Origin of the sequence: Pseudomonas sp. NPDC087336, from assembly GCF_044744285.1 — a bacterium.
Lineage (GTDB): Bacteria > Pseudomonadota > Gammaproteobacteria > Pseudomonadales > Pseudomonadaceae > Aquipseudomonas.
Genome location: NZ_JBIUYA010000037.1, coordinates 21,335 through 43,122, shown reverse-complemented (window position 1 = coordinate 43,122; position 21,788 = coordinate 21,335). Strand labels below are relative to the sequence as shown.

Sequence of the window (21,788 nt, the reverse complement as noted above, 5' to 3'; positions counted from 1 at the left end):
CCCTGTAGGAGCCAGCCCTGCTGGCGATCCTCGGGCCGCAAGGCCCGGGGGCAACGAACCTGATGGAATATTTAAAGACATGAGCGACCTAGAACTCGATCCGCAAGCCCTGCAACAGGAAGAAAACTCCCTGATCGCCCTGCGCAAGGAAAAGCTTGCTGCCGAGCGCGCCAAGGGCAATGCCTTCCCCAACGACTTCCGCCGCGAAAACTACTGCCAGGACTTGCAGAAGCAATACGCGGACAAGACCAAGGAAGAGCTGGCAGAGGCTGCAATCCCGGTCAAGGTTGCCGGTCGCATCATGCTCAACCGTGGCTCGTTCATGGTCATCCAGGACATGACCGGGCGCATCCAGGTCTACGTCAACCGCAAGACCCTGTCCGAAGACACCCTGGCAGCGGTGAAAACCTGGGACATGGGCGATATCATTGCCGCCGAAGGCACCCTGGCCCGTTCCGGCAAAGGCGACCTGTACGTTGAAATGACCCACGTGCGCCTGCTGACCAAATCCCTGCGCCCGCTGCCGGACAAGCACCACGGCCTGACCGACACCGAACAGCGCTATCGTCAGCGCTACGTTGACCTGATCGTCAACGAAGACGTGCGCCAGACGTTCCGCGTGCGTTCGCAAGTCATCGCCCACATCCGCAGCTTCCTGATGAAGCGTGACTTCCTGGAAGTGGAAACGCCGATGCTGCAGACCATTCCAGGCGGCGCGGCAGCCAAGCCCTTCGAAACCCACCACAACGCGCTGGACATGGAAATGTTCCTGCGTATCGCGCCTGAGCTGTACCTCAAGCGCCTCGTTGTTGGCGGCTTCGAGAAAGTGTTCGAGATCAACCGCAACTTCCGTAACGAAGGCGTCTCGACCCGTCACAACCCTGAATTCACCATGTTGGAGTTCTACCAGGCCTACGCCGACTACGAAGACAACATGGACCTGACCGAAGAACTGTTCCGTGAGCTGGCACAGCTGGTCCTGGGCAGCACCGACGTGCCTTACGGCGACAAGGTGTTCCACTTCGGCGAGCCGTTCGTGCGTCTGTCGGTGTTCGACTCGATCCTCAAGTACAACCCTGAGCTGACCGCTGACGACCTGAACGACATCGACAAGGCCCGCGACATCGCCAAGAAGGCCGGTGCCAAGGTGCTGGGCTTCGAAGGTCTGGGCAAGCTGCAGGTGATGATTTTCGAAGAGCTGGTCGAGCACAAGCTGGAACAGCCGCACTTCATCACCCAGTACCCGTTCGAAGTGTCGCCGCTGGCCCGTCGCAACGACGAGAACCCGAACGTCACCGACCGTTTTGAGCTGTTCATCGGTGGTCGTGAAATCGCCAACGCCTACTCCGAGTTGAACGACGCGGAAGACCAGGCCGAGCGTTTCATGGCCCAGGTGGCCGACAAGGACGCCGGCGACGACGAAGCCATGCACTACGACGCCGACTTCGTTCGCGCGCTGGAGTACGGCATGCCGCCGACGGCGGGTGAAGGCATCGGCATCGACCGCCTGGTGATGTTGCTGACCAACTCACCGTCGATCCGCGACGTGATCCTGTTCCCGCACATGCGGCCGCAAGCGTAAGTGTTTTAATTAAAAAGCCGCCTTTTCAGGCGGCTTTTTATTGCCTGTCTGGTACAAACGTATCAACTTGTTAGTTTCATCTGAGAGGAAAGACCTGTCGTGAATCGTGCAATGGCTCAAGAAGGTGCAGCGGGTATCGCCACTGCGGTCGCTGAAAGTGTTCAGTACCAGGGCCGCAAGGCCAGCCGGCAGGGCAGCGAGCAACGTCGACAGGACATTCTCGATGCCGCGATGCGCATCGTCGTGCGTGATGGCGTACGGGCGGTGCGGCACCGCGCGGTGGCTGCCGAGGCGCAAGTACCGTTATCGGCGACCACTTACTATTTCAAGGATATCGATGACCTGCTCACCGATACCTTCGCCCAATACGTGGAGCGCAGTGCGGCCTACATGGCCAAGCTGTGGGTGAACAACGAGGGCCTGCTGCGCGACATGATTGCCAGTGGCGACGGCAGTGCGCAGGCTCGATCAAAACTGGCGGACGACATTGCGCGGTTGATGACCGACTATGTTCACCGGCAACTGATCACCCGTCGTGAGCACCTGATGGCCGAGCAGGCGTTCCGCCAGGAGGCGCTGTTGAACCCGCGTCTGGCCGAACTGGTGCGTTCCCATCAACAAATCCTGCTGCAGGGCTCTTGCCAGCTTTTCCAGGTGCTGGGCTCTCGCGAGCCACAACAGGATGCCAAAGTGTTGACGGCGATAATCGGACGGATGGAATATCAGGGCCTGCTCAACGACGCCGAACCGGACGCCGAAGAGGAAATGCTCGGCATACTGAAGCGTTATATGCATTTGGTGCTGGCGTCGGTATAACGCGATCCCTGTACCGATCGTTCCCTCGCAGAGCGTGGGAACGCTCATTAGCAGCGGTGTGTTCAAAGGGAGTGTTGAATGAGAGTCTGGCGTGTCGTAGTGATCGCCTTGTCGTTCTTGCTGCTCAGTGGTTGCCTGGTGACCTTCAAGGAGCCGCTGCCCACCAGTGAGCCCGCACCTAAAGGGTTGCTCGGCAAGTGGAGCAGCACCAACGCCTGGGGTGAGCCGGTGAACCTGGAACTGACGCGCATCGGCGACAATCGCTATCAGGCGGTGAGCTACTTCAGGGCCAAACCCAAGGAGCGCGAAGCCTACCCCTTCACCGTGTCGCGCCACGGCAGCCGCTGGTATCTCTCGGCGAAAGTGCCGGCCCGGTTCGGCGGGCACTTCACCATCGGCGGATTCGAACTCACCGATAAACATGAACTGGTGGTCTACAACCTCGACCTCGAGCAAATCAAACAGGCGCTTGGGCAGGAAGCCCTGAGTGGCGAGAGCTTTCAGACCGACGATGGCGATGGCGTATTGATCAGCAGCCATATGGATCAGGTGTCCGCCTACCTCGATGACCCGGCCAATTCCGATGTGTTCGTCGAAGTGGTGCGTTACCAGCGCCAGGCCAAAGCCAAGTAACCGCAGCACAGAAGATTTCTACAGGAGTTCCGGGTGGACGATTACCAGCAGTCGATACGCATTTTGTCCGATCGCATTGTGCTGGCGCAGACGCCGATTCGCGTCCTCGATGCGGTGAAGTGGGACGACAACATCCGCAAGGGTTTCCTCAAGGCCAAGGGCAAGGAAATGCCGGCGGTGGACCGTGACTACTACCTCAACCGTCCACTGGCCTTCGATTCCAGCAAGGTCAAGCTGGAGTTCCAGAACATCGAGCGCGACATCACCCGCCAGCTTGGCCAGTTCAACCCGGTCGGGCAGATCATGCGCCGCATGTGCAAGGAATATCGGATGGTGGTGCGCATGCTCGAAGCGCGCGGCACCGAGGATTTCGGCCTGATTTCCCAGGAGCTGTACGGCGCTGCCTCCGACGCGTTCCATGCCGGCGACCCGACCCTGTCCGACCTGGGCATGATGCTGTCCGAATACCTGAACAACATCGACGGTCGTGGCGACCTCAAGGATGAGCCAAAGACACTGACGGCCAAGGATGCGGTCGACCTGTTGCAACATCGCTTGAACAAGGTATTTGGCGAAGCCGAGGAAACCATCCGCGTGTTCGAGTCTGACGGCATCGTCGCCGATGCGGCGGCCGGCGCCGACTACATCAAGATCCGCTCTGATGCGATGTTCAATCAGCGCGATGTGCGCGCCCTGGAGGTCCACGAAGGGCTGGTGCATGTCGGCACCACCCTCAATGGCCTGAACCAGCCGATCTGCACCTTCCTGTCCAAGGGGCCACCCTCGTCGACGGTGACCCAGGAAGGCCTGGCGATCCTGATGGAAATCATCACCTTCGCCTCGTACCCCAGCCGCCTGCGCAAGCTGACCAACCGCACGCGGGCCATTCACATGGTTGAGGAGGGCGCGGATTTCCTGCAGGTGTTCGAGTTCTTCCGCGAACAAGGTTTCGAGATGCCCGAGAGCTACAGCAACGCCAGCCGCGTTTTCCGTGGCTCGGTGCCGACAGGTCTGCCGTTTACCAAAGACTTGTCCTACCTCAAGGGCTTCATCATGATTTACAACTACATTCAACTGGCCGTGCGTAAAGGCAAGCTGGAGCAGATACCGCTGTTGTTCTGCGGCAAGACCACCCTGGAAGACATGCGCACCTTGCGCCAGTTGGTGGATGAAGGCCTGGTGGTACCGCCCAAGTACCTGCCGGAACAGTTCCGTGACATGAACGCGTTGTCGGCGTGGATGTGCTTCTCCAACTTCCTCAACCACCTGAGCCTGGACCGGATCGAGGCGGATTACTCCAATATCCTGTGATCCCCTGTAGGAGCTGGTTTGCCAGCGAAGAATGATAACGCGGCGTATCAGCTACGGCGCGGTGAGGCATTCGCTGGCAAGCCAGCTCCTACAGGGTGTGCTGTTATCCATTCCCACTATCGCGAGGTTTCACCGGATGAGACTCCTCGGCATCCTCTGCCTTCTCCTGGCCCTGAGCGGTTGCAGCTCACTGCTGTTCTACCCCGAACCCGGCCAGTTGTTCACCCCGGAAAAAGCCAAGCTCGAATACCGCGATATCACCCTGATCACTGCCGATGGCCTCAAGTTGCACGCTTGGTGGCTGCCGGCCAAAAAAGGCGTCGAGGTCAAAGGCACGGTGTTGCACCTGCACGGCAACGGCGGCAACCTGCCCATGCACCTGGGCGGGAGTTGGTGGCTGCCTGAACAGGGTTACCAGGTACTGCTGGTGGATTATCGCGGCTACGGCTTGTCCGAGGGCGAGCCGAGCTTGCCGGCGATCTACCAGGACATCGACGCCGCGTTCAAATGGCTCGACCAGGCCCCCGAGGTCAAGGGCAAGCCGCTGGTCCTGCTGGGCCAGAGCCTTGGCGGTTCGATGGCGGTTCACTACCTGGTGCAACACCCCGAGCGGCAAAAACAGCTCAAGGCGGTTGTGCTCGACGGTGTGCCCGCCAGTTACCGCAGTGTCGGTCGTTATGCGCTGAGCAATTCATGGGTGTTCTGGGCGTTTCAGGTGCCGCTGTCCTGGCTGGTGCCCGATGGCGACAGTGCAATCAACTCCATGGCGCAGCTCAATGGCGTGCCGAAACTGATCTACCACAGCATCGACGATCCGCTCGTGCCTCTTTCCAACGGCATCCGTCTGTATCAAGCTGCGCCGCCGCCCAGAGTGCTGCAACTGACCCGTGGCGGTCACGTGCAGACATTCGCCGACCCGGTCTGGCGCAAAGTCATGCTGCGTTATCTCGATGACCCGCAGCATTTCAACGGCCTGCGCCGCCTGGGTGAAATCCCCAATTATCCGGCGCCCGAACCTTCTGAAGATGAACCACCAGAGAGCCCGCAATGAGTGAAGAACGTAACGCCATCCCGCTGATCATCACCGGTATCTGCAGCATCCTCGGCACCGTCGCAGCCCTGTGGTGGTACGGCTACCTGCACTTCGCCAAGCCAGAGGATGCGTTGCTGCTCAACGAATTCACCATGCTCAAGACCGTGCCGGGCGAAGACTACAAAGTCTCCCTGGAACCGGCGGCCCAGGTGGCGCAGTGCATCGATGGCGTGCTGGTGCTGTTTGATACCGAACAGAAAGGCCTGACCGGTGTGCTGGTCAACAACAAGAAAAAAGCCGTGCGTTGCATGGGGCAGGAAACGCCGCAGAAGCTGGAGCAATAACCCGATTATTGCTGGCAACACAGAACCAATGTGGGAGCGAGCTTGCTCGCGATGGCGGTGTAACATTCAACATGGATGTTGAATGTCATTGCCTCATCGCCAGCAAGCTGGCTCCCACAGGGGTTTGTGTAACGAGTGCTTATTGCGTGTTGGCACTCACCGCCGAACGCGGAATCACCGGCTGGTTGTCATTGGAAATGGTCACTTCCACCCGACGGTTCTGTGCCCGACCCGAAACGCTGGTGTTATCCGCAACCGGATATTCCTTGCCATAACCCTGGGCGACGATGCGCGTTGGATCGACACCCATCTTCACCAGTGCCGTGCGCACGGAGCTGGCGCGGCGCTCCGACAGGGACTGGTTGTGCGACGCGGTACCGGTGCTGTCGGTGTAACCCTCGACAATCACTTTGCGGTCCGGGTTTTCCTGGAGGTACTGCGCCAGTTTGTTGATGTTCATCAGGCCGTTGGATTTCAGCTCGGCCTTGTCAGTGGCGAACAACACATCACCGAAGGTCACCAGCGTGCCGCGATCGGTTTGCCTGGCGTTGAGGCTGTCCTGCAACTGCTTGATCTGTTGGTCGCGCGCGTCCAGACGTGCCTGGGCCCGTTGTGCGGAAGCGTTTTTCAGGTTGGCTTCGGCGGTGCGCAGGGCGATGGTCTGTTTCGCCACTTCCACACGCTGGTTGGTCAGGTAGGCCAACTGGTCGACCTTGGCCTGGTCCTCTTTATCCAGATAAGCCTTGTCGGCCTTGTCCAGGTAATCACTGGCTTCCTTGGTTTCCAGCGCCGCGACTTTGCTTGCCTGTGGGTTGGCTTGCAGGCCGGAATAGTTGGTGCGCGCCTGTTCCAGGTTGGCGTTCGGTGGTGTGGAGCATGCGGCCAAAGCAACGCTGGCGGCCAGCAACGCAGGGATCATCAAATGTTTTGAATTCATGGTTTTCGTCCTTTTAATCGAGTAAGAATTACGTCGTGCCGCGCCGTTATTGAACGGTGCGCTGGCTTTCCTGACGCAGTTCCTGAACCCCTTTCTGAGAGTCCTTCACAGACTGTTCGGCTTTCATCGCCTGGGCTTTGCGCTCGGCCACGCGAGCGTCCCACTCAGCCTGTTCGGCCAAGATCTTGGCTTGATCGTATTTTTTGTCGTGCATGGCAATTTCGGCTTGCTTGAGTTTGTCCTGCGCAGCCTTCATCTCCACCGCAGCGAATTCGGTACCACCGGCGCTGACAGCGTTGTTGACCGCTGACTCGGTGACGGCGAACTGCTCGGTGGGCGGGTGTCCGGCGCAACCGGCCAGCATGAGGCCGGAGCCGAGGGCCAGGGCCGTCATTTTCAAGCCGTGCAGGGAAGAGGATTTGCCAGTTCGGGTTTTCATCGTTTTCAACTCCATTGGGCTAACTCCTGAGCAACGTGAACATCCATCCTGGGCAAAGAGCCGAAACCGTATTTCAAGGCGTTTTGAAACGGCCGTCCCAGGCGTGGTTACTGGGTTGACCCGAGGCGTTTTTTGAAAGTTCAGAGAAATTAGCCTGCTACCGAAAAAACTTCGACGCGGTGGGCAGGGCTCCATATCGAGGATCGTGGTAACAGACACGGCTGTTCACGACCCTCGAAAGGGTCGCAAACAGTGGTTTTCAGAAGGAGGGGAATGCGCAGAACTCAGTGTTTCTGCTTGTCGTCAGTCGCCGACAAGTCGTGCAGGTGACGACGGGACAAGGCGAGAAAACGTGGGGTAGGGCCGATGTCTTCGTACAGCGGATCGCCTTCTTCGTCAGTGGCCACTACGGTCGTACCTTTCACATAGGGAAAGCTTTTTTCCAGTTCTTCCAGGGCGGCCCCGATCAGTTCTCCCAGCAGTTCTTCGGGATGCCGCTTGGGGTACATCTCGATGATCGCCGCAAGCCGTGCGGCAGCCTCCACGTCCAGGTGAATCGAATAGCCTGTGTCGGTCAGGCGACCTTTGGCGTTTTCTTCCCAGTGGTTGGCAAGCTCGCGGATTTTCATAATGACCTCATTGCGCTCCTGCTCCTGGCAGGCGGGGAATGTCCGGCAGGTGCCGGCGGCAGCCGTTGTACGGCTTATTGTTGAGACTAGCTTCAACGGCAAAGGTTTACAGTCCCTTCGTCGTCTTGCTTGTAAGAACCGGTCTGGAGCGGCACTCTTAAGGTTCCTGGTCGACCGGATTTTTCGCTGGAGAACTGTTGATGACCGATATTGATGCACGCTTGCGCGAAGACGTTCACCTGCTCGGTGAGTTGTTGGGCAACACCATTCGTGACCAGTACGGGGACGGCTTTCTCGACAAGATCGAGCAGATCCGCAAGGGCGCCAAGGCCGACCGTCGCGGTTCCATGGACGCTGAACTGAGCGCCAGTCTCAACCAATTGACGGAGGGCGAACTGCTGCCGGTGGCGCGGGCGTTCAACCAGTTTCTCAACCTGGCCAACATCGCCGAACAGTACCAGCTGATTCACCGTCGCGAAGAGTCCCAGGCCGCGCCATTCGAAGCGCGGGTGCTGCCGGAGTTGCTCGCCCGCTTGCGCGGCGAAGGTCATGGCGCCGAGTCCCTGGCCCGGCAGTTGGGACGGCTGGAAATCGAGCTGGTGCTCACGGCGCACCCGACCGAAGTCGCGCGCCGCACGCTGATCCAGAAATACGACGCCATCGCCGCGCAACTGGCGGCCCAGGACCATCGCGACCTCACCGGTGCCGAGCGTGAGCAGATCAAGTCGACGTTGCAGCGCCTGATCGCCGAAGCCTGGCACACCGAAGAAATCCGCCGCACGCGCCCGACACCGGTTGACGAAGCCAAATGGGGCTTCGCAGTGATCGAGCATTCGCTGTGGCAAGCGATCCCCAATTACCTGCGCAAGGCCGACCAGGCCCTGCACGCCGCCACCGGCCTGCGCTTGCCATTGCAGGCAGCACCGATTCGCTTTGCCTCGTGGATGGGCGGCGACCGTGACGGCAACCCGAACGTGACGGCGGCGGTGACCCGTGAAGTGCTGCTGCTGGCGCGCTGGATGGCGGCCGATTTGTACCTGCGCGATGTCGATCACCTCGCTGCCGAGTTGTCGATGCAGCAAGCCAGTGAAGCGTTGAAGGCCAAGGCTGGCGACAGCGCCGAACCCTATCGCGCGGTGCTCAAGCAACTGCGCGAACGCCTGCGCGCGACGAGAAACTGGGCGCACACCGCGTTGTCGACGCCAACGCCTGCACCGGCCGATGTCTTGCAAAACAACCGCGAACTGCTCGACCCGCTGGAGCTGTGCTATCACTCGCTGCATGAGTGCGGCATGGGCGTGATCGCCGACGGTCCGTTGCTTGATTGCCTGCGCAGGGCCGTGACGTTCGGCCTGTTCCTGGTACGCCTCGATGTGCGTCAGGACTCGTCGCGCCATACCGCGGCCATGACTGAAATCACCGATTACCTGGGCCTCGGTCGCTATGAAGACTGGAGCGAAGAAGAGCGCATCGCCTTCCTGACGCGCGAACAGAATAACCGCCGGCCATTGCTGCCACCTCACTACAAGCCCTCGGCCGACACTGCCGAAGTGCTGGCGACCTGTCGGGAAATCGCCGCAGCGCCAGGCGCGTCGCTGGGCTCTTACGTGATTTCCATGGCCGGTGCCGCTTCCGATGTGCTGGCCGTGCAGCTGTTACTCAAGGAATCCGGGGTATTGCGGCCGATGCGCGTGGTGCCACTGTTCGAAACCCTCGCCGACCTCGACAACGCCGGCCCGGTGATCGAGAAGCTCTTGTTGCTGCCGGGCTATCGCGCGCGTCTGCAAGGCCCGCAGGAGGTGATGATCGGTTATTCCGACTCGGCCAAGGACGCAGGGACCACGGCCGCCGCCTGGGCCCAGTACCGGGCGCAGGAGCAGTTAGTGGATATCTGCCGTTCACACGACGTGGAACTGCTGTTGTTCCATGGTCGCGGTGGCACCGTGGGACGGGGTGGCGGCCCGGCTCACGCGGCGATTCTGTCGCAGCCGCCGGGTTCGGTCGCCGGGCGTTTCCGCACCACCGAGCAGGGAGAAATGATTCGTTTCAAATTCGGCCTGCCGGACATCGCCGAGCAAAACCTCAATCTGTACTTGGCCGCGGTGCTCGAAGCGACCTTGCTGCCACCGCCGCCGCCCACTCCTGAGTGGCGCCACTTGATGGACGAACTGGCCGCCGATGGGGTCAGCGCCTACCGTGCCGTGGTGCGGGAGAATCCACAGTTCGTGGAGTATTTCCGTCAGTCCACGCCGGAACAGGAACTCGGCCGCCTGCCACTGGGCAGTCGCCCGGCCAAGCGCCGTGCCGGCGGCATCGAAAGCCTGCGGGCCATCCCATGGATCTTCGGCTGGACCCAGACACGGTTGATGTTGCCGGCCTGGCTTGGCTGGGAAGCGGCCCTGAGCAAGGCGTTGGAGCGCGGTGAAGGCGAACTGCTGCAGCAGATGCGCGAGCAATGGCCGTTTTTCCGCACGCGCATCGACATGCTGGAGATGGTCCTGGCCAAGGCTGACGCGGATATTGCCCGGTCCTACGACGAGCGTCTGGTCGAACCGGACTTGCTTCCTTTGGGTGCGCATTTACGCGACCTATTGTCGCAGGCATGCGCCATCGTTCTTGGGCTGACCGGTCAGTCGCAGCTGCTGGCACATAGCCCAGCCACCCTTGAATTCATCCGCTTGCGCAACACCTACCTCGACCCGCTTCATCTATTGCAGGCCGAGTTGCTGGCACGATCGCGGCAGCCGGATGTGGCACAGGACAGCCCGGTAGAACAGGCGTTGCTGGTGTCTGTGGCGGGGATTGCCGCCGGTTTGCGCAACACCGGCTGAGGATATTTGCCGTGCTTTTGGGCATCCGGCGCGTGCGCCGGATGCGGTTCAATGGCGGCGGTAAAAGTGCTGCCAGGCGACAGTTAATGTTGGGGTTGCGACTTGGGGAACCGGGTTGCGAGGTCACCACAGGCAGTGGTTTCTCCGACTTTTGGCGGCTTGTGTGGGCGCAGCCTGCTGTGTATCTTGATCAGCCTTTGGCCGTTTGGGCGGTCACGACCCTATTTTTGAGATTGGCCCCACGAGGCGAATCTGACGTTATCCATATAAAAATTGAGGAGCACATCGATGCGCGTCATTCTGCTGGGAGCTCCCGGGGCCGGTAAAGGTACTCAGGCTAAGTTCATCACCGAAAAATTCGGCATTCCGCAAATCTCCACCGGCGACATGCTGCGTGCCGCGGTCAAGGCTGGCACCGAGCTGGGCATCAAGGCCAAGAGCATCATGGATGCTGGCGGCCTGGTATCCGATGACCTGATCATCGCCCTGGTCAAGGACCGTATCGCCCAGTCCGACTGCGCCAACGGTTTCCTGTTCGACGGTTTCCCGCGCACCATTCCCCAGGCTGAAGCCTTGGTGACTGCCGGTGTCGAGCTCGATGCTGTGGTTGAAATCGCCGTTGAAGACGAAGAGATCGTGCAGCGTATCGCCGGTCGCCGTGTTCACGAGGCCAGCGGTCGCGTTTACCACATCGTCTACAACCCGCCGAAAATCGCTGGCAAGGACGACATCACCGGCGAAGAACTGGTGCAGCGCAAGGACGACACCGAAGAAACCGTGCGTCATCGCCTGTCGGTCTACCATTCGCAGACCAAACCGCTGGTGGACTTCTACCAGAAGCTGTCGGCTGCCAACGGCAAGCCGAAGTACAGCCATATCGAAGGTGTCGGTTCGGTTGAAGCGATCACCGACAAGGTGCTGGCTGCCCTGAGCTGAAAACAGCTTGATCTTCTACGGCCCGCTTGCGGGCCGTAGTTGTTTATACTGACGGACTTTTTTCTGATCTCTCTTGTGGAAACATCGATGAGCACCTTGCTGGCCCTGGACACCGCGACTGAAGCTTGCTCTGTTGCCTTGCTGCATGACGGCAAAGTGACGAGCCATTACGAGGTGATTCCGCGCCTGCATGCACAGAAGCTGCTGCCGATGATCCAGCAGCTGCTCGCCGATGCCGGCACCACCCTGCAAGCAGTCGATGCCATCGCCTTCGGTCGCGGGCCGGGTGCGTTCACCGGCGTGCGGATTGCCATCGGCGTGGTGCAAGGCTTGGCGTTTGCACTCGATCGCCCGGTATTGCCGGTGTCGAACCTGGCCGTGCTGGCCCAACGCGCCTATCGCGAACACGGCGCCCGCCAGGTCGCGGCGGCCATCGATGCGCGGATGGATGAAGTGTATTGGGGCTGCTACCGCGAAACGGCAGGGGAGATGCGCCTGGTCGGCGCTGAAGCGGTATTGCCACCGGAAGTCGCTGCATTGCCGGTCGATGCCAGCGGTGAGTGGTTCGGTGCGGGCACCGGTTGGGGTTATGCCGAGCGTATCGCCGTCGCCCTGAGTGGGCAGGACGCGGGCATGCTGCCTCATGCCGAAGATTTGCTGACCTTGGCGCGATTTGCCTGGGAGCGTGGCGAAGCGATTGTGGCCGATGAGGCGCAGCCGGTTTATCTGCGCGATAAAGTGGCGACGCCGAAGGCGCGTTAATTTCCGCGACCGATTTGGTCCCATCGCGGGCAAGCCCGCTCCCACAGGATCTCCACTAACCCTGTGGGAGCGGGCTTGCCCGCGATGGCGATCTATCTGACGAAGCCAATCGTCTGTTTCTAACCCCGCGTTTTAAACCTTTTGCCTTTTATGTGTTCTAGTTATCACTCGGCAGTTTGCGATGTGGGTTATGTGCCACTAGACTGCCATTACTGATACCGAGCATGCACCTATGCGTATAGACGGCGTTTCCTCTCAGTCCTATCCCATCAATCGCAAGCCTCGCAAAGGTCCGCGGGTGGAAGACGAGCCCGTCGATATCGAAGGCGAGCTGGAATTCGCGACCGAAGAACAACTGGCTGCCCGTGCCGCTAAAGCCGCTGCGCAAAAGCTGAGCAATCTTCCCGCCCGTCAGCAGGACATGCTTTATCACCGCGCGATGAGCAAAAGCGTGGCAATGGCGCTGGCCAGTTACCTGAGCACCGCCAGTTTCGTCGATTGGGATGCGCAAGTGCTGGGCCTCGACCTGTACATCTGATGTTGCCTTACTACCTCGGTTGCCCGTCCTGGAGCGAAAACGCCTGGCGTGATTACCTCTACCCGCCAGCCGCCAGGCCTGCCGATTTTCTGAATCTCTATTCCCAAGTGTTCAACGCCGTGGAAGGCAATACGACCTTCTACGCCAGTCCCTCTGCCAGTACTGTGCAACGATGGGCTGAGGTCATGCCCGCACACTTTCGCTTCACCGCCAAGTTTCCCCGCGAGATCAGCCACGGCGGTGACCTGCGCGAACAACTGACCGCCGCCGACACCTTCACCCGATTGCTCAGCCCGCTGGGCGAGCGGGTGGCGCCGCTGTGGCTGCAACTATCCAAGGGCTTTACGCCACAACGCTTGTCCGAGCTGGCCGGATTCATCGATGCGTTGCAGCGGCCACTGGCGGTTGAAGTGCGGCATGACGACTTCTTTGCCAAGGGCGAGAACGAGCGGACGCTCAATCGCCTGTTGCTCGATCGGGGTGTCGAGCGCATCTGTCTTGATCCCCGTGCCTTGTTCAGCTGTACCTCGACCGAGCCCTCGGTGCTGCACGCCCAATCGAAGAAGCCCCGCGTGCCGCCGCGCCCGGCAGCATTCACGCAGTTCCCGCAGGTGCGTTTCATCGGTCATCCGCAGCTTGAGGCCAATGAACCGTTTCTGGTGCCGTGGGTGGAGAAAATCGCCCTGTGGATCGAAGAGGGCCGTACGCCCTACATCTTCCTGCACACCGCCGACAATGTGCTCGCGGCGAAGCTGGCACAACGTTTTCACGCGCGCCTGATGCTGCGTCTGCCTGGCTTGCCGGCGCTGCCTGAGCTATACAGAGAGCCCGCGGCGGAGCAACTTGGCTTGCTCTGAAACGGACCCGTTTCCCTTCAGAGGAGCCTGCCAATGGATGCGCAAACCCTTCGAGCCCAAGCGTTCAGAGCCTTGCACGAACGCGATGGGGCCTTTGTGATTCCCAATCCGTGGGATGCCGGTTCGGCAAAGATGCTCGCGAGCCTGGGTTTCGAGGCGCTGGCGACCACCAGCGCCGGATACGCTTTTTCCAAGGGCCGCCCCGATGGCGGCCTGACGCTGGACGACACCCTGGCCAACGTCCGGGCAATTGTCGCCGCCACCGACCTGCCGGTAGCGGTCGATCTGGAAAACGGCTTTGCCGATGATCCCGCCGAATGCGCGCAAAGCATTCAGGCAGCCGCGGCCGCCGGTGCCGTCGGCGGTTCGATCGAAGACTTCACGGGCCGTCCGGACGCTCCGATTTATTGCTTCGAACATGCCGTGGCGCGCGTCGAGGCCGCCGTCGCTGCCGCTCGCAGCCTGCCTTTCGCGTTTACGCTGACCGCCCGGGCCGAGAACTATCTGCATGGCAAAACGGATCCGGCCGATACGATCCGCCGCTTGCAGGCGTTTGCCGAAGCCGGTGCCGATGTGTTGTATGCGCCAGGGTTGCGCAGCGCTGAAGAGGTATTGGCCGTGGTTCGCGCCGTGGCGCCGAAACCGGTCAACGTGTTGATGTCCGGTGGTTTGAAGCTTTCGGTCGAGCAACTGAGCGAAATGGGCGTCAAGCGCATCAGTGTCGGCTCGGCGCTGGCCCTGGCGGCGCTAGGCGAGTTCTACCGCGCCGCCGAAGAGATCAAGACGGCGGGCACGTTCGGTTTCACGTCGCGCTCCATGCCGTACGCCCAGGCCAATCAGTTTTTCAAAGGCTGACGGTGCGGTTTCGCGGGTGGCTGCTGCTGATGCTGTTGATCATTGCAGCGGCAGGAGTGGGCACCTGGCGCGGCTGGATCTCCCTGCCGCCGCAGTGGAATCCCTGGGCGCCGCTGGACGTCAAGGCCGAACCCAACCTGCTGACCCGCTACAAACTGATGCGACTGCGCGCTGATCCGCAGCTGTGCGATCAGGCCTTGAGCAGCTCCGGATTGCGCGTGAGCCATCAAGCCGACAGCCCGGACGCCAAATGTCCACTGACCAATGCCCTGCGTGTGCAGGGCAGTGACGTGGCCCTGAGCAGCAGTTTCCTCGCCAGCTGTCGACTCGCTGTTGCATTTGCCCTGTTCGAGCATCACGCGCTGCAACCGGCGGCGCAAGCGGTCTACGGGCAAGCGGTCACGCGGGTCGACCACCTCGGCAGCTTTGCCTGTCGCAATGTCTACAGTCGCGAGAATGGCAGGCGTAGCCAGCATGCGTCAGCCAATGCGCTGGACATCGCCGGTTTTCGCCTGGCTGACGGCCGGACCATCAGCGTGCTCAAGGATTGGCCGAAGGATAATCAGGATGCCAGATTTTTACGGCAGGTCCGCGATGGCGCTTGCGGCCTGTTCAGCGTGGTGTTGAGTCCCGATTACAACGCTGCCCACCGCAATCACTTTCATCTGGATGTCGGGCCGTGGTGGGTCTGTCGTTGAGTTTTATGCGGCGAGGCGCAGGTTCTGCAGGATGATCGGGCGTGCCCAACCGTTATCGAAATCGAATTGCTTCTGTTGCTCCACCAATTCTTCAGGCGAGAACGGCGGGAACGGCTTGTCCAGCAGATCGAGTTCGAACTCGGCGATGGGCAGGTGCAGCGGGCGCGGTTGCGGCGCCGGGCCGGCTTCTGGCAACGGTTGACCGGCGGCGAGCACGATCGGACGCACCCAGCCGCTCTCGAAGTCCTGCTGTTGTTGCTGGGCAACGATTTCTTCGGCGGGGAAAGGCGGGAATGGTTTGTCGGCCAGGTCCAGTTCGAACTCGGCAATCGGCAGGAACAGCGGCTCGGGCGGGCGAACTTCGTTGTCCTTCACATCGCATTCGCGCTGGGAAACGATGTGCGCCAGCAGGTCACTGCCAATGGTGGGTTCAACCGGGCTTTGCAGATCGACCGGTGGAAAATTCAACGATTGTGGTAGTACTTCACCCGACTGTTCGGCCAGTGCACGGGCAAAGAAATCCTGCCAGATGTGACTGACGCCGCTCAGTGCCTGGGTATTTCGCAGGTTGTAATCGCCGTAGGGCGAGATAAAACCTGTGATTGTGGGTTGAATGTCTGACATTTCTCTCGGTCGACGCTCAGCTCTGGCAAAATGCTCGATAGTTTTGTTATCGGCCGTTTTTGCCGATCATTAATTTTTTGAGCGTGTTTTCCGATGATTGATCAACCTGCGGCCTGCCGCATCCATGTCGAGGCGCTGGGCGCGGCCTTCGAGCCCCAGGCCGAGCAATGGGCCGAGCGTCTGGGCCTGCCGCTGCAAGTGGCGGATGGCGAGTTCGCGTTGCAGGTGGGTGACCAGGGTTTGCAACTGCAACAGCTGGGGCCGGATGCGCCCGGCCCGGTGCGGGTCGATTTCGTCGAGGGTGGCGCGGCGCATCGCCGGTTGTACGGTGGCGGCAGCGGGCAGATGATCGCCAAGGCCGTCGGCATCGCCCAAGGCGTGCGCCCGCGTGTGCTGGATGCCACCGCGGGACTGGGCAAGGATGCGTTCGTGCTGGCCAGCCTTGGCTGCGAGATGAGCCTGATCGAGCGTCAGCCCTTGATCGGTGCCTTGCTCGAAGATGGCCTGGCCCGGGGCGCGGAAGATTTCGACGTAGCGCCCATCGTGGCGCGCATGCGCTTGCTCAAGGGCAACTCGATCGAGGTGATGCGCAATTGGGAAGGCGAACCACCGCAGGTGATCTACCTCGACCCGATGTTCCCCCATCGTGAGAAAACCGCGTTGGTGAAAAAGGAAATGCGCCTGTTCCGCCCGCTGGTGGGAGATGATCCGGATGCGCCGGCGTTGCTCGCCGCGGCATTGGCTTTAGCCAGCCACCGGGTGGTGGTCAAGCGTCCGCGCAAGGCGCCATGCATTGAGGGGCCCAAGCCCAGTCATGCGCTGGATGGCAAATCCAGCCGGTATGACATTTATCCGAAGAAAGCGCTCAAGCCATAAGTTGAAGCTGATCGTTCCCACGCTCTGCGTGGGAATGCAGCCCGGGACGCTCCGCGTCCCATTCGAGAGCTGGAACGCGGAGCGTCCCCTGAGGCGTTCCCACGCAGAGCGTGGGAACGATCACCGCTAGGGCCGATATGCCCGCATAAACAACCCCACCACTTCCTGCACATGGCTCTCGGCCGCGTCCCCGGTCAGCGGCTCACCGCAGCCATACAGCAAGCGAAAATTCGCCGCGCCCTTGAGCAGGCAGAAAAAGTGTTCCGCCGCATTACGCGGTTTGTCGATGCACAACACGCCACTCTGGTCGACCTTGGCCAGCAACCGCTCCATGCCGTGCAGCATGCGTTGCGGCCCGGCTTCGAAGAAGATCAGCGAGAGTTTCGGGTCCTGGCTGCCCAGGGCCATGATCAATCGGTGCAGGTTCACCGACTCGTCGCTGTTGATCAGCTGGTGAAAGCCGCGGGCGATGTTCAGCAGCACCGTTTCCACTGGCACGCCTTCCGGCAATTCAAAGAACAGCGACGGCAACTGCTCCTCGCACTTGGCCATCACGGCGGCGGAGAACAGCGTCTCCTTGTCGTTGAAGTGGCTGTAGACCGTGAGCTTCGACACCCCGGCCTGCGCTGCGACAGCATCCATGCTGGTGTTGGCATATCCCTTGGTCAGAAACAGCGTCTTCGCTGCATCGAGGATCGCCTGGCGCTTGGCCAGATCCTTGGGGCGGCCCGGGCCATTGGGTGCTGAAAGATTGTTCGGCATATTCGCTTTTATTACTGGACTGGTGAGTTTGCTATTAATAACATACTCGTCAGTATAATTATTCCAAGCACCATTGGCGAAAGGTCCTTCACCATGTTCCGCTATGCCTTGCCCCTCGCGTTGCCAGTCACCCTGGCGTTTTTATTGACCGCGTGCGGTCACGAAGAGGCGCCTGTCGTCAGCATTCGACCGGCCATGGTGGTCCAGCCAGAGCCTTCGACCCAGGCGATGGAAAGTTATCCCGGTGAAGTTCGCGCCCGCTTTGAGCCGGACCTGGCGTTCCGCATTGGCGGGAAAGTCAGCCGACGACTGGTCGACGAAGGGCAGCGGGTCAAGGCCGATCAACCGCTGGCGGAGCTCGATCCCCAGGACGTGCGCCTGCAACTGGAGGCCACCCGCGCCCAGGTCGCGGCCGCCGAGGCCAACCTGAACATGGTGCGCGCCGAGCGTGATCGCTATAAGACGTTGATGGAGCGCCAGCTGGTCAGCCGCTCGCAGTACGACAATCACGAAAACCTGTACCGGTCCGGTGAAGCGCGTCTCAAACAGATCAAGGCCGAGTTCAACGTCTCCACCAATCAGGCCAGTTACGCGGTGTTGCGGGCGCCGCAGGATGGCGTAGTCGCCAAGCGATCGGTGGAAGTCGGGCAAGTGGTCGCGGCCGGGCAAACGGTGTTTACCCTGGCCACCGATGGCGAGCGTGAAGTGTTGATCAGCCTGCCGGAGGCAAGCTTCGGCCGCTTCAAGGTCGGCCAACCGGTTTCGGTGGAACTCTGGACGCAACCGGATCAGCGCTTCGTCGGGCACATCCGCGAACTGTCGCCGGCCGCCGATCCAAAGTCGCGCACCTTCGCTGCGCGTATCGCCTTCAATGCGGGCAAGGTGCCGGTCGAACTCGGCCAGAGTGCCCGTGTCTTCGTGCAGACCGCCCAAGCCGTTGCGTTGTCAGTGCCACTGTCGGCGTTGACTGCGGAAAACGGCGTGACCTATGTCTGGGTGGTAAGCGCCAACAACACCTTGAAGAAGACCCCGGTGCGGGTCGGCGCCTTCGGTGAGAAAACCGTTCCGGTCCTCGAAGGTCTCAATGCCAGCGACTGGGTGGTGGCCGCCGGTGTCCATGTGCTTCTCGACGGGCAGCCCGTGCGCCCGGTGGATCGCTCCAACCGCGTGGTCAATCTGGCGGACAAGGAGTAATCCCCGATGGGTTTCAATCTTTCCGCCTGGGCGCTGCGCAATCGCCAGATCGTCCTGTTCCTGATGCTCTTGCTGGCGATCGTCGGCGCACTGTCCTACACCAAGCTGGGTCAGAGCGAAGACCCGCCGTTCACCTTCAAGGCCATGGTGATCCGCACCAACTGGCCAGGGGCGACCGCACAGGAAGTCTCGCGCCAGGTCACCGAACGCATTGAAAAGAAGCTGATGGAAACCGGCGAGTACGAGCGCATCGTGTCGTTCTCCCGCCCGGGTGAATCACAGGTGACGTTCATCGCCCGAGACTCCATGCACTCGGTGGATATACCGGAACTCTGGTATCAGGTGCGCAAGAAGGTCAGCGACATTCGTCATACCCTGCCGCCGGGTATTCAGGGGCCGTTCTTCAACGATGAATTCGGTACCACCTTCGGCAACATCTACGCACTGACCGGCGAGGGTTTCGACTACGCCGTGCTCAAGGACTACGCCGACCGCATCCAGATCCAGCTGCAGCGGGTCAAGGATGTGGGCAAGGTCGACCTGCTCGGCTTACAGGACGAAAAGATCTGGATCGAGCTGTCCAACGTCAAGCTCGCCACCCTCGGGTTGCCGTTGGCGGCGGTGCAACAAGCCCTTGAGGAACAGAATGCGGTGTCCACCGCCGGCTTCTTCGAAACCACCAGTGAGCGATTGCAGCTACGGGTCTCGGGGAATTTTCAGACGGTCGATGAGATCAAGAACTTCCCGATTCGCGTCGGCGATCGTACGTTCCGCATCTCCGATGTCGCCGACGTGCGCCGCGGTTTCAACGATCCTCCGGCACCGCGCATGCGCTTCATGGGTGAAGACGCCATCGGCCTGGCCGTGGCCATGAAGGACGGCGGCGACATTCTGGTGCTGGGCAAGGCCCTGGAAATCGAGTTTGCCCGCATCCAGAAGAATCTCCCGGCGGGCATGCAGCTGCGCAAGGTCTCCGACCAACCGGCCGCCGTGAAAACCGGGGTTGGCGAGTTCGTCCAGGTGTTGGTCGAAGCGTTGGCCATTGTGCTGTTGGTGAGTTTTTTCTCCCTCGGTGTGCGCACCGGCATGGTGGTGGCCCTGGCCATTCCGCTGGTGTTGGCGATGACCTTCGCCTGCATGTATTACCTGGGGATAGGCCTGCACAAGATCTCCCTCGGCGCCCTGGTGCTGGCGCTGGGCTTGCTGGTGGACGACGCCATCATCGCCGTGGAAATGATGGCGATCAAAATGGAGCAGGGCTTCGACCGCATCAAGGCGGCGAGCTATGCCTGGACCAGCACCGCCTTCCCGATGCTCACCGGCACGCTGATCACCGCCGCCGGTTTCCTGCCGATCGCTACCGCGCAATCGGGCACCGGTGAATACACCCGTTCGATCTTTGAAGTGGTGACCATTGCGCTGCTGGCGTCATGGGTGGCAGCGGTGCTCTTCGTGCCTTATCTGGGGGAAAAACTCCTGCCGGACCTGGCGAAAATTCACGCGGCCAAACATGGCACTGACCAACCCGACCCCTACGGCACGCCGTTTTACCAGCGCGTCAGGCGTCTGGTGGAGTGGTGTGTGCGCTGGCGTAAAACCGTGATCACGGCGACGGTGGTGCTGTTCATTGCTTCCATCGTGCTGTTCCGTTTTGTGCCCCAGCAATTTTTCCCGGCGTCGGGCCGGCTGGAGTTGATGGTCGACCTGAAGCTGGCCGAAGGCGCGTCCCTGAGTAACACGGCCGAGGAGGTCAAGCGCCTCGAAGCGTTGCTCAAGGACAAAGCCGGGATCGACAATTACGTGGCCTACGTCGGTACCGGCTCGCCGCGTTTTTACCTGCCCCTGGATCAACAATTGCCGGCGGCGAGCTTCGCCCAGTTCGTCGTCCTGGCGAAAACCATCGAAGAGCGCGAATCCCTGCGCGCCTGGTTGATCATGACCCTCAACGAACAATTCCCAGCCTTGCGCTCGCGGGTCACGCGTCTGGAAAACGGCCCGCCGGTTGGCTACCCGGTGCAGTTCCGGGTGACCGGCGAGCACATCGAGGAAGTCCGCGCACTGGCCCGCAAAGTCGCGGCCAAGGTTCGCGAAAACCCCCATGTGGTCAACGTCCACCTGGATTGGGAAGAGCCCAGCAAGGTCGTCTATTTGAACATTGATCAGGACCGTGCACGGGCACTGGGGGTGAGCACGGCGAACCTGTCGAAGTTCCTGCAGAGCTCGCTCACCGGTTCCAGCGTCAGCCAGTACCGCGAAGACAACGAGTTGATCGAGATCCTGTTGCGCGGCACCTTGCATGAGCGCACCGAACTGTCGCTGCTGCCAAGCCTGGCGGTGCCGACCGACAACGGTCGCAGCGTCGCCCTGTCGCAGATCGCGACTCTGGAATACGGCTTTGAAGAGGGCGTGATCTGGCACCGCAATCGCCTGCCCAACGTGACGGTTCGCGCCGACATCTATGGCAAGGAACAACCGGCGACCCTGGTGCAGCAGATCATGCCGACCCTTGATCCGATCCGCGCTGAACTGCCTGATGGCTATTTGCTGGATGTCGGCGGTACGGTCGAGGATTCGGCGCGCGGGCAGAACTCGGTGAAGGCTGGCGTGCCGTTGTTCATCGTGGTGGTGTTGACGTTGCTGATGCTGCAGTTGCGCAGTTTCTCACGCACGGCGATGGTGTTCCTGACGGCGCCCCTGGGGTTGATCGGGGTGACGTTGTTCCTGATGGTGTTCCGCCAGCCGTTCGGCTTTGTCGCCATGCTCGGGACCATCGCGTTGTCAGGGATGATCATGCGCAACTCGGTGATTCTGGTGGATCAGATCGAGCAGGATATCGCTGCCGGGCTCAAGCCATGGCAAGCGATCATCGAAGCCACGGTCCGCCGCTTCCGGCCGATTGTGTTGACGGCGCTGGCGGCGGTGCTGGCGATGATTCCGCTGTCGCGCAGTGTGTTCTTCGGGCCGATGGCAGTGGCGATCATGGGGGGGTTGATTGTGGCGACGGCGTTGACGCTGTTGTTCCTGCCTGCGTTGTATGCGGCCTGGTTCCGGGTCAAGAAAGAACCGGCTTGAGTTCGTTGGACTTGGCGGCCTTTGGGCCGACCAAGCTCTGGTTTTTCGAGTACATATCC

21 protein-coding genes are annotated in these 21,788 nt (G+C 60.8%); 16 read left to right on the top strand and 5 right to left on the bottom strand.

Translation table 11 applies throughout. From position 1 onward, the window contains the following. The first annotated feature begins 79 nt into the window (after positions 1-79). The 6 genes from lysS (at position 80) to ACIO0C_RS27090 (ending at position 5,719) form a co-directional block, all read left to right on the top strand. Positions 80-1,582: a lysine--tRNA ligase gene (gene lysS / locus ACIO0C_RS27115; protein WP_401316855.1), complete on the top strand. Its 1,503-nt coding sequence runs from the start codon at positions 80-82 to the stop codon at positions 1,580-1,582. A 99-nt stretch (positions 1,583-1,681) separates the two neighbouring features. Continuing rightward, complete coding sequence (locus ACIO0C_RS27110) at positions 1,682-2,398, top strand: TetR/AcrR family transcriptional regulator (protein ID WP_008058741.1); 717 nt, start codon at positions 1,682-1,684, stop codon at positions 2,396-2,398. A gap of 78 nt (positions 2,399-2,476) precedes the next feature. Next, a complete protein-coding gene (locus tag ACIO0C_RS27105; protein WP_401316853.1) occupies positions 2,477-3,031 on the top strand; it encodes a hypothetical protein in 555 nt (184 codons plus the stop codon). A 33-nt stretch (positions 3,032-3,064) separates the two neighbouring features. Beyond that, positions 3,065-4,342 (top strand): flavohemoglobin expression-modulating QEGLA motif protein, encoded by a 1,278-nt coding sequence (locus tag ACIO0C_RS27100; protein WP_057716204.1) that lies wholly within the window; start codon positions 3,065-3,067, stop codon positions 4,340-4,342. Positions 4,343-4,478: 136 nt separating this feature from the next. Continuing rightward, positions 4,479-5,393 carry an alpha/beta hydrolase gene (locus ACIO0C_RS27095; protein WP_401316849.1) on the top strand — a complete coding sequence of 305 codons (915 nt, stop codon included), beginning with the start codon at positions 4,479-4,481 and terminating at the stop codon, positions 5,391-5,393. After that, positions 5,390-5,719, top strand: a complete 330-nt coding sequence (locus ACIO0C_RS27090; protein ID WP_020799650.1) for a hypothetical protein — start codon at positions 5,390-5,392, stop codon at positions 5,717-5,719. Before ACIO0C_RS27095 ends, ACIO0C_RS27090 begins: the two co-directional genes overlap by 4 nt. A 139-nt stretch (positions 5,720-5,858) precedes the next feature. Here the strand turns inward: ACIO0C_RS27090 and ACIO0C_RS27085 are convergent, their stop codons facing one another. The 3 genes from ACIO0C_RS27085 to ACIO0C_RS27075 all read right to left on the bottom strand — a co-directional run bounded on the left by ACIO0C_RS27085 (position 5,859) and on the right by ACIO0C_RS27075 (position 7,724). Next, positions 5,859-6,656: an OmpA family protein gene (locus tag ACIO0C_RS27085; protein WP_401316846.1), complete on the bottom strand. Its 798-nt coding sequence runs from the start codon at positions 6,654-6,656 to the stop codon at positions 5,859-5,861. Positions 6,657-6,702: 46 nt separating this feature from the next. Continuing rightward, positions 6,703-7,110, bottom strand: coding sequence for a DUF4398 domain-containing protein (locus ACIO0C_RS27080; protein WP_401316844.1), 408 nt, complete (start codon positions 7,108-7,110; stop codon positions 6,703-6,705). Between the two features lie 269 nt (positions 7,111-7,379). After that, positions 7,380-7,724, bottom strand: coding sequence for a pilin assembly protein (locus ACIO0C_RS27075; protein ID WP_401316841.1), 345 nt, complete (start codon positions 7,722-7,724; stop codon positions 7,380-7,382). Between the two features lie 200 nt (positions 7,725-7,924). On the opposite strand from ACIO0C_RS27075, the gene ppc reads away from it, so the two are divergent. From ppc to ACIO0C_RS27040, 7 genes are all read left to right on the top strand, one after another. Next, complete coding sequence (gene ppc, locus ACIO0C_RS27070) at positions 7,925-10,555, top strand: phosphoenolpyruvate carboxylase (protein ID WP_401316839.1); 2,631 nt, start codon at positions 7,925-7,927, stop codon at positions 10,553-10,555. A 288-nt stretch (positions 10,556-10,843) separates the two neighbouring features. Then, positions 10,844-11,491, top strand: a complete 648-nt coding sequence (adk, locus tag ACIO0C_RS27065) for an adenylate kinase (RefSeq protein ID WP_020799645.1) — start codon at positions 10,844-10,846, stop codon at positions 11,489-11,491. Positions 11,492-11,578: 87 nt separating this feature from the next. Further along, positions 11,579-12,253: a tRNA (adenosine(37)-N6)-threonylcarbamoyltransferase complex dimerization subunit type 1 TsaB gene (gene tsaB / locus ACIO0C_RS27060; protein ID WP_401316836.1), complete on the top strand. Its 675-nt coding sequence runs from the start codon at positions 11,579-11,581 to the stop codon at positions 12,251-12,253. A gap of 232 nt (positions 12,254-12,485) precedes the next feature. Next, the gene (locus ACIO0C_RS27055) at positions 12,486-12,791 is read left to right on the top strand and encodes a hypothetical protein (protein ID WP_401316834.1); all 306 of its coding nucleotides are present in this window, start codon (positions 12,486-12,488) and stop codon (positions 12,789-12,791) included. Beyond that, positions 12,788-13,648, top strand: coding sequence for a DUF72 domain-containing protein (locus tag ACIO0C_RS27050; protein WP_401316896.1), 861 nt, complete (start codon positions 12,788-12,790; stop codon positions 13,646-13,648). Before ACIO0C_RS27055 ends, ACIO0C_RS27050 begins: the two co-directional genes overlap by 4 nt. Positions 13,649-13,681: 33 nt before the next feature. After that, on the top strand, positions 13,682-14,503 hold the full coding sequence (locus ACIO0C_RS27045; RefSeq protein ID WP_401316832.1) for an isocitrate lyase/phosphoenolpyruvate mutase family protein: 822 nt from the start codon (positions 13,682-13,684) through the stop codon (positions 14,501-14,503). 29 nt (positions 14,504-14,532) lie between these two features. Continuing rightward, positions 14,533-15,201, top strand: coding sequence for an extensin family protein (locus tag ACIO0C_RS27040; RefSeq protein WP_401316830.1), 669 nt, complete (start codon positions 14,533-14,535; stop codon positions 15,199-15,201). 3 nt (positions 15,202-15,204) lie between these two features. On the opposite strand, the gene ACIO0C_RS27035 is transcribed toward ACIO0C_RS27040, so the two are convergent. Beyond that, the gene (locus tag ACIO0C_RS27035) at positions 15,205-15,825 is read right to left on the bottom strand and encodes an energy transducer TonB (protein ID WP_401316828.1); all 621 of its coding nucleotides are present in this window, start codon (positions 15,823-15,825) and stop codon (positions 15,205-15,207) included. A 93-nt stretch (positions 15,826-15,918) separates the two neighbouring features. Between ACIO0C_RS27035 and ACIO0C_RS27030 the strand changes: the two genes are divergently transcribed. Next, the gene (locus tag ACIO0C_RS27030) at positions 15,919-16,701 is read left to right on the top strand and encodes a class I SAM-dependent methyltransferase (RefSeq protein WP_401316826.1); all 783 of its coding nucleotides are present in this window, start codon (positions 15,919-15,921) and stop codon (positions 16,699-16,701) included. A 126-nt stretch (positions 16,702-16,827) separates the two neighbouring features. Here ACIO0C_RS27030 and ACIO0C_RS27025 read toward each other — a convergent pair whose 3' ends face one another. Continuing rightward, complete coding sequence (locus tag ACIO0C_RS27025; RefSeq protein WP_401316823.1) at positions 16,828-17,463, bottom strand: TetR/AcrR family transcriptional regulator; 636 nt, start codon at positions 17,461-17,463, stop codon at positions 16,828-16,830. Positions 17,464-17,556: 93 nt separating this feature from the next. Between ACIO0C_RS27025 and ACIO0C_RS27020 the strand changes: the two genes are divergently transcribed. Next, the gene (locus tag ACIO0C_RS27020; protein ID WP_401316820.1) at positions 17,557-18,657 is read left to right on the top strand and encodes an efflux RND transporter periplasmic adaptor subunit; all 1,101 of its coding nucleotides are present in this window, start codon (positions 17,557-17,559) and stop codon (positions 18,655-18,657) included. Between the two features lie 6 nt (positions 18,658-18,663). Beyond that, positions 18,664-21,729, top strand: a complete 3,066-nt coding sequence (locus ACIO0C_RS27015) for an efflux RND transporter permease subunit (protein WP_401316818.1) — start codon at positions 18,664-18,666, stop codon at positions 21,727-21,729. The last annotated feature ends 59 nt before the right edge of the window (positions 21,730-21,788 follow it).